Annotated in this window: 11 protein-coding genes; 9 read left to right on the top strand and 2 right to left on the bottom strand. The window is 57.9% G+C overall.

Going from position 1 to position 11682, the window contains the following annotated elements:
- Positions 1 to 58: 58 nt before the first annotated feature.
- A complete protein-coding gene (locus OJ965_RS08725; RefSeq protein WP_009089140.1) occupies positions 59 to 313 on the bottom strand; it encodes a YkgJ family cysteine cluster protein in 255 nt (84 codons plus the stop codon).
- Positions 314 to 476: 163 nt separating this feature from the next.
- Here OJ965_RS08725 and yeiP point away from each other — a divergent pair, with 163 nt between their 5' ends.
- From yeiP to yejF, 9 genes are all read left to right on the top strand, one after another.
- On the top strand, positions 477 to 1049 hold the full coding sequence (gene yeiP / locus OJ965_RS08720) for an elongation factor P-like protein YeiP (RefSeq protein WP_009089138.1): 573 nt from the start codon (positions 477 to 479) through the stop codon (positions 1047 to 1049).
- Between the two features lie 73 nt (positions 1050 to 1122).
- Positions 1123 to 2097 carry a CobW family GTP-binding protein gene (locus tag OJ965_RS08715; RefSeq protein ID WP_265138845.1) on the top strand — a complete coding sequence of 325 codons (975 nt, stop codon included), beginning with the start codon at positions 1123 to 1125 and terminating at the stop codon, positions 2095 to 2097.
- A 42-nt stretch (positions 2098 to 2139) separates the two neighbouring features.
- Complete coding sequence (locus OJ965_RS08710; RefSeq protein ID WP_265138843.1) at positions 2140 to 2847, top strand: phosphatase PAP2 family protein; 708 nt, start codon at positions 2140 to 2142, stop codon at positions 2845 to 2847.
- A 514-nt stretch (positions 2848 to 3361) separates the two neighbouring features.
- The gene (gene mepS / locus OJ965_RS08705) at positions 3362 to 3937 is read left to right on the top strand and encodes a bifunctional murein DD-endopeptidase/murein LD-carboxypeptidase (protein ID WP_046102239.1); all 576 of its coding nucleotides are present in this window, start codon (positions 3362 to 3364) and stop codon (positions 3935 to 3937) included.
- A gap of 221 nt (positions 3938 to 4158) precedes the next feature.
- Positions 4159 to 5721 carry a cyclic di-GMP phosphodiesterase gene (locus OJ965_RS08700; RefSeq protein ID WP_265138840.1) on the top strand — a complete coding sequence of 521 codons (1563 nt, stop codon included), beginning with the start codon at positions 4159 to 4161 and terminating at the stop codon, positions 5719 to 5721.
- Between the two features lie 49 nt (positions 5722 to 5770).
- Positions 5771 to 7579: an extracellular solute-binding protein gene (locus OJ965_RS08695; RefSeq protein WP_058956721.1), complete on the top strand. Its 1809-nt coding sequence runs from the start codon at positions 5771 to 5773 to the stop codon at positions 7577 to 7579.
- Between the two features lie 10 nt (positions 7580 to 7589).
- Entirely contained in the window at positions 7590 to 8681 is a 1092-nt protein-coding gene (locus OJ965_RS08690; RefSeq protein WP_009089127.1) for a microcin C ABC transporter permease YejB, read from the top strand.
- Positions 8681 to 9703 carry an ABC transporter permease gene (locus tag OJ965_RS08685; RefSeq protein WP_265138837.1) on the top strand — a complete coding sequence of 341 codons (1023 nt, stop codon included), beginning with the start codon at positions 8681 to 8683 and terminating at the stop codon, positions 9701 to 9703. Before OJ965_RS08690 ends, OJ965_RS08685 begins: the two co-directional genes overlap by 1 nt.
- Positions 9704 to 11308, top strand: a complete 1605-nt coding sequence (gene yejF, locus OJ965_RS08680) for a microcin C ABC transporter ATP-binding protein YejF (RefSeq protein ID WP_265138835.1) — start codon at positions 9704 to 9706, stop codon at positions 11306 to 11308.
- On the opposite strand, the gene OJ965_RS08675 is transcribed toward yejF, so the two are convergent.
- The gene (locus OJ965_RS08675; RefSeq protein ID WP_009089120.1) at positions 11295 to 11612 is read right to left on the bottom strand and encodes a YejG family protein; all 318 of its coding nucleotides are present in this window, start codon (positions 11610 to 11612) and stop codon (positions 11295 to 11297) included. The genes yejF and OJ965_RS08675 overlap by 14 nt on opposite strands.
- Positions 11613 to 11682 lie beyond the last annotated feature (70 nt).

Genomic DNA, 11682 nt, shown 5'->3' with positions numbered 1-11682 from the left:
TGAAGCTGTTGCTGTAAGGCAACGACGCCGTCAGAAAAACGTCAGCTGCGTCAGCGCCTCAGGGGGCCGTATCCGCTTCCAGCTGCAGCAACCAGGTCATCGCCTGCTCGCGCGAGTCGCCGCACATGCTCGCTTGCGGCTGCAGCCCGGAACAGACGGCGGGACGCAGGGGCGAACCAAAGAGTTTGCAGCGCAGCAGCGCATCAAGCTGAATGCAGGGGGTATTGGCGGGCTTGCCGTCGGGCATACCGGGGATGGGGGATGAGATAGAGGGTGCCGTGCAACAGGCACCGCACTGGCTACGGCATTGCATGCTGAGCTCCGGCAAAGAAAGTCGCGGCGACAATAGCAGTCCGGCGCGACAATTACCATGAATGCGGCGGCCTGACGCAAAATTTCGCACCCGCGATATTGCCAGTTTTCACCGGCGCGAGTAACGTTGCGCGCACTTCACTCTCAAGATAGCGAGAACAGCAATGCCAAAAGCCAACGAAATCAAAAAAGGGATGGCCGTCACGCACAACGGTAAACTGCTGCTGGTTAAGGACATTGATGTCCAGAGCCCCAGCGCACGTGGTGCCGCCACCCTCTATAAAATGCGCTTTACCGATGTCCGCACCGGTTTAAAAGTTGAAGAGCGCTTTAAGGGCGACGAGATTATTGATGCGATTTCTCTCAGCCGTCGCAGCGTGACCTTCTCTTATATAGATGGTGACGAATATATCTTTATGGATGACGAAGACTACACCCCCTACACCTTCAAACGCGATCAGATCGAAGAAGAGCTGCTGTTTATTCCGGAAGGAGGCATTCCGGGTATCCATGTGCTGACGATGGAAGGCCAGGTGCTGGCACTGGAACTGCCCCAGACGGTCGATATGGAGATCGTTGAAACCTCGCCGGGCATCAAAGGTGCTTCAGCCAGCGCCCGCACCAAACCCGCCGGAATGAGCACCGGCCTCTCGATTCAGGTGCCGGAATACCTGAGCAACGGTGACCGCATCCGCATCCATATTGCCGAACGTCGCTATATGGGGCGCGCCGAGTAAGCGAGGGCGGGAAACCGATCGTGATAATGTTATAGTATTACATTATCACGCTATCCCGGCAGGAGCTTTTCCCATGACGCGCGTTAATCTCATCACCGGTTTTTTAGGCAGCGGAAAAACCACCCTGCTCTGCCATCTGCTGGCCGCCAGGCCCGCAGGCGAACAGTGGGCCGTGCTGGTCAATGAATTTGGCGAAATCGGCATTGATGGCGCGCTGCTGGCGGATCGCGGCGCGACGCTGAAAGAGATCCCTGGCGGCTGTCTCTGCTGCGTCAATGGCCTGCCCATGCAGGTCGGGCTGAATATGCTGCTCAAGAACAGGCCTGACCGGTTGCTGATAGAGCCGACCGGCCTGGGGCATCCGCGCCAGGTGCTGGAGATGCTCAGCGCGCCGGTCTATCAGTCGTGGCTGCAACTCAATGCCACCCTGACGCTACTCGATGCGCGCCAGCTTGCCGACCCGCGCGTGGTCGCCGATGAGAACTTCCGCGACCAGCTGGCCGCCGCCGACATCATTATTGCCAATAAGCGCGACTGCTGGGAGGACGAAGATCGTCAGCGTCTGACTGACTGGCAGCAGCAGATGCAGCCGCCACGTCCGGTGATAGCGACCGAGTTTGGCCGGATTCCCTCCGGCCTGCTTGATACGCCGCGCCAGCCACGTGACCTTCCCCTGCCACACCATCATCACTCTCACACGACGAAACCGGCGAGCGGTCTGGCCGCCTTACAGCTGGAAGGAGGGGCGCGCTGGCGGCGGGCGCTGAACCACGGACAGGGCTATAGCGCCTGCGGCTGGCTGTTTGATGGTGACACGTTGTTTGACGCCGCTGCGCTGCTGGAGTGGGTCCGGCAGGCGCCGGTGGATCGGATCAAAGGCGTGATGCGCATCCGCGAAGGCACAATGCGTATTAACTGTCATGCAAAAGAGTTGCAGAGTGAGACACTCGCCGCCACGCCATCCGACAGCCGCATCGAGATTATTCATTCTGAGCAGGCTGACTGGAATCGGCTACAATCGGCGTTGTTGAAGTGCCGTTTACGCTAACAGAGGTATTGTCGGCGGTTATTTTTTTAATTGAGCTTACTTATGCGCGCAATTCGTCTTATTACTATCCTGCTGCTGAATGCCCTGGGCGTCGTGCTCTTTCTTTCGTGGTATCTGCCGCCTCAGCATGGCTTCTGGTTCGGCATCGATAAATCCATTTTTTATGGCTTCAATAATCAGATGGTGACCCATCCGCTGTTTGCGCTGATCGTCGCCATCACCAACTTCCGTGGCTTTGATGTGGTGTCACTGCTGGCGATGGGCCTGCTGTATCTGTCGATCTGGCGACATGAAGCGCCTCAGGCACGCCGCCGGATGCTGGCTATCGGTATCACCATGCTGCTGACTGCCGTGGTGCTGAATCAGCTGGGGCATCTGCTGCCGGTGAAACACTCCAGTCCGACCCTCTTCTTCGAAAACGTGCATCGCGTCAGTGAGCTGACCGGCATTCCCGCTAAAGATGCGTCGAAAGACAGCTTCCCTGGCGACCACGGCATGATGCTGATTATTTTCGCCTGCTTTATCTGGCGTTATTTTGGTTTGAGCCGTTTTTTAATCGCGCTGGCAATTGTGGTGCTATTTTCTCTGCCGCGCGTCATGGCCGGGGCGCACTGGTTTACCGATATTGCCGTGGGATCGCTGTCCGTGGTTCTGGTGGGTCTGAGCTGGTGGCTTTTAACCCCTGCCAGTGACGCGCTGGTTAACTGGTTTTATCGCAAATTACCGGGAAAATATAAGCCCGTGATGTAAATGTTAAGCGCGGTCGGTTTATTTGACAGGATGTTAACTGCCCGCGCTAATAAAAAACAGCTCATCATTATTAGTCTGCTAATTAAAATAGCGAGAGGAAAAGGTTATGACCCCGCCAGGTGGTTAAATAGTCGTCACCCGCCGCTGTCAATAAAGAAAATTCCAGAATCCGTTTCTATGCGCCGAATTGGCGCCCCTTTTACCGCTTGTTATCGCCATCACTTCCCCATAATTGTTGCTAAATTAGTCAGCGTGTTACGGTTTGATTTCACATCAAAAAAACCTATATAAAATTGATTAAAAGCACTCGCCACGGCGTGTGTAATCAGTTAACCTCAGTCCCTGTGAGGCATTAGCGGCAGAAAATTCGGATTTTTACCGTGAAAAAATGTGTCCATTAACACATTTTAGTCATTAAGGATTTGTCTTAGTCTGTCTCGCTTATTAATCTCCCTGTTTTGTTATCTGGCTGGCGACAATTCTGTCGTAAGGACATCGAAGGAAAACCCGAATAATGGTCAAGTCTCAACCAATACTGAGATATATTTTGCGGATTGTGCCCGCACTGGCGCTGGCAACCCTCCTCTCAGCTTGTAGCAGTACCCATAGCAGTCAGAACGCGAATAACGAGAATCATGAAGTTAACAACCAGAATGGTTTTTTACTTCAGGCGTCTCAGGATGAGTTTGAAGAAATGGTGCGTAATGTCGACGTTAAGTCGCGCATCATGGAACAATACGCCGTCTGGAAAGGTGTGCGCTATCGTCTCGGTGGCGATACCAAACGCGGAATCGACTGTTCCGCCTTTGTACAACGTACCTTCCGCGATCAGTTTGGCTTGGAATTACCCCGCTCCACCTCTGAGCAGCAGGACACCGGCAGAGAGATTACCCGCAGTAAACTGCGTCCGGGCGATCTGGTGATGTTCCGCGCAGGTTCAACCGGTCGTCATGTCGGGATCTATCTGGGCAACGATAACTTCGTTCATGCCTCAACCAGCAGTGGCGTCATGATCTCCAGTCTGAATGATGACTACTGGAAAAAGCGTTACCGTGAAGGGCGCCGGGTACTGAGTCGTAACCCGTCCTGATCCTCAGATTCGATTTTCTCTCAGCCAGAGAACATGAAACGCTGCTTACGCAGCGTTTTTTTTCGTCTTTTATTTTATCCGCCTTCGCCATAGCAGATAAAAGCATTGTATTTCAGATTAATAACGAGACATCTCCGGCATTCTCGTTATATTCTCGGTCGCTTAAACCGAAGCAGTCGTGTGCATTAACATAATAATAATTTGATCAGGGGAAGCTCCTCATGCCACTGTCGGGGGCGCTACAGCGCCATGCCACCTATCCTCACCGAATCGCATGGCGTAGCGCGATGGTCGGCGGCCTATTCTTTCTCCTGTTCACGCTGCTGGCGATTCATCACACCTGGCATAAGCGCGAGCGGCAACATCAGCGCCTGCTGGAGCACAGCCGGTCGGCACTACAGCAAACGCTCGCCAGCCTGTATAACAGCACCCTCAGTCCCCTGCTCCCGTTTACCCATAATGCCTGCCACACCATCAATCGTGAACTGACCTCACGCGCCGCCTTTGCCGGGAATCTTCGTGCCATCCTGCTGGTGAATAATGGCAATGCCTTTTGCTCCTCAGCCACCGGCAGTTTCAGTCTGCCGATCAATGTGATTTCGCCCCAGAGTGATATCTCGCGCGATACCGATCTGCAGCTGATGCCGGGCACGCCGTTGCAGCCGGATAAACCGGCCCTGGCACTGTGGGTGAAGAATCCCGGCAATCTGCAGACCGGCGTTTTCGCGACACTCAACATCAGCCTGGCCCCCTATCAGCTGATGGCCTCCTGGCATCCGGAGATTACCGGTATGGCGCTGGTGGCACAGCACAGTGCCCTGACCAGCTGGCAGCATGGCGTAACGGAGAATGAGAACCTGCCGACACCGCTGGTTCAGCGGTCGCTGGAAGGCTATCCGCTGCAGTTTGTTCTCTACGGTTCCACTCTCGCCTTCAGCGATTATCAGAACATTGTGCTGAGTGGTCTGCTGCTGTCACTGCTGGTTGCCGGTGGCTGCTGGCTGCTGCTCGCCCACTATCAGCGTCCGGGCAGAGAGCTGATTCGGGGCATGAAGCGCGGCGAGTTTCACGTGGAGTATCAGCCGCTGGTTACCTCTCACGATAGTCAGCCTTATGGCATGGAGGCACTGCTGCGCTGGACGCACCCGACGGAAGGTCCGATCCCGCCCGATGTCTTTATTCAGTATGCCGAGTCGCAAAACCTGATTGTTCCACTGACCCGCCATCTGTTTCAGCTGGTTTCCCGCGATGCGCACCTGCTCTGTCACACCGTTCCCCGTTATGCCAGCCTCAGCCTCAACATTTCGCCCCTGCACCTGGCCGACCGCAGCTTCCGTCAGGATGTCCTGAACTGGCTTGAGAGCATGCCGGCCGGCCACTTTAATTATGTGTTCGAGATTACCGAACGCGTCATGGTGCGCGACGAAAATGTCGGCGAGCTGTTTGACTGGCTGCATCAGCAGCAGATTCGCATCGCCATTGATGACTTTGGCACCGGACACAGCGCACTGATCTATCTGGAGCGCTACGCCTTTGATTACCTGAAAATCGATCGCGGCTTTGTGCAGAGTATCGGCACCGAGACGCTGACCTCGCCGGTGCTGGATACCGTGCTGCAGCTTGCAAAAAAGCTGAACCTGAAAAGCGTGGCCGAGGGCGTGGAAACGGGCGAACAGGCGGCGTGGCTGATCAATCGCGGCGTGACTCACCTGCAGGGTTATATCTTTAGTCGCCCGCTGCGGCCGGAAACGCTGATAGACTATTTTCAGCGTCATCGCGCCTGACCGGTCTGGCCCGGGCGGAGCCGAACACTTACTGGAGAGGGCATTCGCTATGCTGCTTCGCGCTGGACTTCTGCTGACAGGTGCCCTACTCAGCGCCCCGCTGCTGGCCGCCTCCGTTCTGCAAAGTTACGCTTTTACTCAGGCCGGGGAAGCGAAATATCCGCCCGGCTTCAGCCACTATGAGTATGCCGATCCCGATGCGCCCAAAGGCGGCAGCATCACCCTGGCGGTCATTGGCACCTACGACAACTTCAACCGCTACGCCTCGCGCGGCAATCCGGGTATCAATACCGGTGCGCTTTATGATGGGCTCTACACCAGTTCAGACGACGAGCCGGGTAGTTACTACCCGCTGATCGCCCTGTCGGCGCGCTACGCCAGCGATTTTTCGTGGACTGAGATTCGCCTGAATCCCCGCGCCCGCTTTCACGATGGCTCACCGATTACGGCCCGCGATGTGGCTTTCAGCTTTCAGAAGTTTATGACCGAAGGCGTGCCTCAGTTCCGTGTGGCCTATCGCGGCGTGACGGTGACCGCGCTGAACGATCTTACGGTGCGCATCGACGCCACTAAACCGGACAGAGATCTGCTGATGGGCTTGCTGACGCTGCCGGTCATCCCGGCGTCATTCTGGAAAGATAAGCAGTTTAATGAGCCGCTGAGCGCCCCGCCGCTCTCCAGCGGGCCCTATCGCATCAGCCGCTGGAAGCTGGGTCAGTTTATTGAGTTCAGCCGGGTCAAAGATTACTGGGCCGCCGATCTGCCAGTGAATCGCGGGCGCTTCAATTTTGATCGGATGCGCTACGACTACTATCTGGATGACAACGTGGCGTTCGAAGCCTTTAAAGCGGGGGCTTACGACTGGCGTGAGGAGGTCTCAGCGAAGAAATGGGCCACCCAGTATCGCGGCCGCGCCTTCGACCAGGGCGATATAGTGAAGCAGACCACGCCCAACGAGGCCGCTACTGATACCCGCTGGCTGGCGTTTAACAATGAGAAACCGCTGTTCCATGACCGTCGCGTGCGCCAGGCTTTTTCACTGATGTTCGATTTTAACTGGATGAATAAGGCGCTCTATTACGGTGCCTGGCAGCGCGCCAGCAGCTACTTCCAGAACACAGAGTATGCTGCTCAGGGTGCGCCGGATGCGGAACAGCGGGCCCTGCTGGCACCGTGGCGCGCGCAGTTGCCCGCCGGACTGTTCACTCAGCCCTACCAGCCTCCGGCGAGCGATGGCAGTGGCTACGACCGCGCCAGCCTGTTAAAAGCATACGCGCTGCTGAAAGAGGCGGGCTGGCAGATTAAGGATCAGCGTCTGGTCAATGACAAAACCGGTCAGCCGTTCACCGTTGAGCTGCTGCTGCGCGGCGGCACCAGCACTGAGTGGGCACTGCCGTTCCAGCACGCGCTCTCGCGGCTCGGCATCACCCTGAACCTGCGGCAGGTCGACAGCTCGCAATATCTGCGGCGCTGGCGTGAAGGCGACTATGACATGATCGCTACCCTCTATCAGGCGATGCCGATCCCCACCTCCAGCCTGCAGATCCTGTGGCAGTCGGACTACATCAGCTCCTCCTGGAATACCGCGCGGGTGAAAGATCCTGTCGTTGACCACTTCGTGCAGCAGATCGTGGCGCACCAGGGCGATCCCGCTGCGCTGCGGCCGCTGGCGCAGTCACTGGATCGGGTACTGCTGTGGAATGCGTATATGATCCCGATGTGGTACAACGCAGAGCAGCGGCTGGCTTACTGGGATAAGTTTTCCCATCCCGCCCGCAAGCCTGCCTACAGTACCGGTCTGGATAGCTGGTGGTACGACGCACACAAAGCCGGACGCCTGCCGGCCAGTAAACGCTAAGGAGACACCGTTGGCCGCTTACTTTCTGCGCAGAGTCCTGCTGATCGTTCCGACGCTGTGGGCGATCATCACGCTGAACTTCTTTATCGTGCAAATCGCCCCCGGCGGACCGGTCGATCAGGCGCTGGCTAATATTGAGTTTGGTCAGACAACCGGCCTGCCCGGCAGCGGCGCCGACAGCGCCGGTTCACATGCCACGCGCAGTCATCTCAATCCCGCCGACAATCAGTACCGGGGCGCACGCGGGCTGGACCCGGAGGTAATTGCAGAGATCAAACAGCGCTATGGATTCGATAAACCCCTGTGGCAGCGCTACGGCGAGATGCTGTGGAACTATCTGCGCTTCGATTTTGGCGACAGCCTGTTTCGCAGCGCCTCAGTGGTGGGGCTGATCAAAGAGAGCCTGCCGGTTTCCATCAGTCTGGGGTTATGGAGCACCCTGATTATCTATCTGGTCTCGATCCCGCTGGGTATCCGCAAGGCGGTGCGCAACGGCTCTGCGTTTGATATCTGGAGCAGCGCCCTGATTATTGTGGGCTACTCCGTTCCGGCTTTCCTGTTCGGTATCATGCTGATCGTGCTGTTTGCCGGGGGCAGCTATCTGGACTGGTTTCCGCTGCGCGGGCTCACCTCTGCGCAGCACGACACGCTGCCCTGGTATGGTCAGGTGCTGGATTACTTCTGGCACATCGCACTGCCGGTGCTGGCGACGGTGATCGGCGGCTTCGCCACGCTGACGATGCTGACGAAAAACGCGTTTCTGGATGAGATCCGCAAACTCTATGTGGTGACCGCGCGCGCCAAAGGGGTGCCGGAGCGGCGTATTCTCTATCATCATGTGTTTCGCAACGCGATGCTGCTGGTCATCGCCAGCTTTCCTGCCACCTTTATCAGCATGTTCTTTACCAGTTCCGTGCTGATCGAGGTAATGTTCTCCCTGAATGGCCTGGGGCTGCTCGGCTATGACGCCACCCTGCAACGCGACTATCCGGTCATGTTTGGCACGCTCTATATTTTTACCCTGATCGGGTTACTGATGAACATTCTCAGCGATCTGACCTATACGCTGGTCGATCCGCGCATCGATTTCAGGAGCCATTGATGCCGCTTTCTCCCCTCACTCAGCAGCGCTGGCAGCGCTTTCGCCATAACCGGCGCGGCTACTGGTCGCTGTGGATCTTTCTGGTCCTTTTTCTGCTGTCGCTGGGTGCCGAACTGATTGCCAACGAAAAGCCGCTGCTGGTGCATTATCAGCAGCGCTGGATGCTGCCACTGCTGTTTGACTACAGCGAAACGGACTATGGCGGCGTGCTGCCGACCGCCGCCGATTATCAGGACCCGTGGCTGCAGCAGCGCATTGCCCGGCAGGGCTGGGCCCTGTGGGCGCCGATTCGCTTCAGCGACAGCACCCTCAATTTTGCGACCCAGGTGCCCTTCCCCTCTCCGCCGTCGGCGCAGAACTGGCTTGGCACCGACGCCAACGGGGGCGACGTGCTGGCGCGGCTGCTTTATGGCACGCGCATCTCGCTGCTATTCGGTCTGCTGCTGACGCTCTTCTCCAGCGTAATTGGCATTTTGGTCGGCGCGGTGCAGGGCTATTTCGGCGGCAGAATCGATCTGATCGGGCAGCGGCTGGTTGAAGTCTGGTCCGGCATGCCCGCGCTGTTTCTGCTGATTTTACTCTCCAGCGTGATCCAGCCCGGCTTCTGGTGGCTGCTGCTGGTCACCGTCGCCTTCGGCTGGATGAGTCTGGTCAGCGTGGTGCGGGCCGAGTTTCTGCGCACCCGTAACTTCGATTACATTCGCGCGGCGCAGGCCCTTGGCGTCAGCGACGGCCGGATTATGCTGCGCCATATGCTGCCTAACGCCATGGTGGCGACCCTGACCTTTCTGCCGTTTATTTTGTGTGGGTCGATCACCACGCTCACCTCACTCGACTTTCTCGGCTTTGGTCTGCCGCTGGGCTCGCCCTCGCTGGGGGAGCTGCTGCTGCAGGGCAAAAACAACCTGCAGGCGCCATGGTTAGGCCTGGCAGGCTTTTTCACGCTCGCGATCCTGCTTTCGCTGCTGATTTTTATTGGCGAAGCGGTGCGCGATGCCTTCGATCCGGGCAAAGGAGCCTGAATGACGACACCCTTACTGGCCATCAATGATCTTTCGATTGCCTTTCGTCAGGGCGATGCGCTTCGCCCGGTGGTGGAGGATCTCTCCCTGCGCATCAATGCAGGCGAAACCCTGGCGCTGGTGGGCGAGTCAGGCTCCGGCAAGAGCGTAACGGCGCTGTCGGTGATGCGACTGCTGCATGAGGCGTCGGTGGTTTATCCCCGGGGCGAGATCCTGTTTCAGGGTGAAGATCTGCTGCGCGCCCCGGAGGCGCGGCTGCGTGCCTTTCGCGGCAACCAGATGGCGATGATTTTTCAGGAGCCGATGGTGTCGCTCAACCCGCTGCACACCGTGGAGAAGCAGCTGTATGAAGTGCTCTCGCTGCATCGCGGACTGCGTCGTCCGGCGGCCCGCGGAGAGATACTCAGCGTGCTCGATCGGGTCGGCATCCGGCAGCCTGCCGCCCGGCTCAACGATTTCCCGCACCAGCTCTCCGGCGGCGAACGCCAGCGCGTGATGATCGCCATGGCCCTGCTGACCGAACCCCAGCTGCTGATCGCCGATGAGCCGACCACCGCGCTGGATGTGACGGTGCAGGCGCAGATCCTGAAGCTGCTCCGCGAACTGCAGCGGGAGATGAACATGGGCATGCTGTTTATCACCCATAACCTGAATATTGTGCGCCAGCTGGCGGATAGCGTCAGCGTGATGCGTCAGGGTCGCATCGTGGAACAGAACCGCGGTCAGGTTCTGCTGGACCAGCCGCAGCATCCCTACAGCCAGCAGTTACTGGCCGCCGAACCGGAAGGAACCGCGCTGCCGCTGCCTGCGGACGCCCCGGTGATACTTCGGGTCGAACAGCTTCAGGTCAGTTTTCCGCTACGGCGCGGACTGTTCCGGCGGCAGGCGGCCGAAAAGCTCATACTCGCCGGGCTGAGTTTTACCCTGCGGCGCGGCGAAAGCCTGGGCCTGGTTGGCGAGTCCGGTTCGGGCAAAAGCACCACCGGGCTGGCGCTGCTGCGGCTGATTCGCTCGCGCGGGCAAGTCTGGTTTGATGGTCAGCCGCTGCATCAGCTGACGCGCCGGCAACTGCTGCCGCTGCGCCAGCGCATTCAGGTGGTGTTTCAGGACCCCAACTCCTCCCTGAATCCGCGGATGACGGTGCAGCAGATTATTGCCGAAGGCATGGCGGTACATCTGCCCGCTATCGGCCGGGCAGAACAGGAGCAGCGCGTCATCGCGGTGATGGAAGAAGTGGGACTCGACCCGGAAAGCCGTCACCGCTATCCGGCCGAATTTTCGGGGGGGCAGCGACAGCGTATCGCCATCGCGCGGGCGCTGATTCTGGGACCGGAGCTGCTGGTGCTGGACGAACCGACCTCCTCGCTGGACCGCACGGTGCAGAAACAGATCCTGACGCTGCTACGTCGTCTGCAGCAGCAGCGCCAGCTCAGCTATCTGTTTATCAGTCACGATCTCGATGTGGTTCGATCCCTGTGTCACCAGCTTATCGTGCTGCGTCAGGGAGAAGTGGCAGAACAGGGAGAGTGTGAAAAGTTGTTTGCTTCACCTGAGAACGACTACACCCGCGAGCTGCTGCAGTCGTCCCGGCTCAGCCTGCGTTAAAGGTTTCGGCAATCGCTACGCCCTGATTTTTCAGGCAGCAGTTAGTGGCACTCTCGTCACGGCGCTGTATGAACAGGCAGGGCTGCCCTTCACATTCGGCCACTTTACAGTCGACCTGAATCTCTGCCAGCACCTCTTTTAACTGCTGCAGGATTTCCCACGCCGGAATGCCATCGTGGCTGATCAGACGCAGCGCCACGAACTCCTGGTCATCCAGGGCTTCATCAGGCTCAATAGCACTGTGGCGATCGCTGGCCCAGCGGAAACGCTGCGGCAGGCGATGCACAATTGAAAGTTGCAGCATCGTTTACTCTCCCCGAATGAGTTTATGTCGCAACACACAGCAACCGACGCTGAAAGCTGACCGACAACCG

This window comes from Pantoea anthophila (assembly GCF_026104315.1).
Taxonomy (GTDB): Bacteria; Pseudomonadota; Gammaproteobacteria; order Enterobacterales; family Enterobacteriaceae; genus Pantoea; species Pantoea anthophila.
The sequence above is the reverse complement of the archived record's forward strand: the minus strand, read 5'-3'. Positions and strand labels throughout refer to the sequence as shown.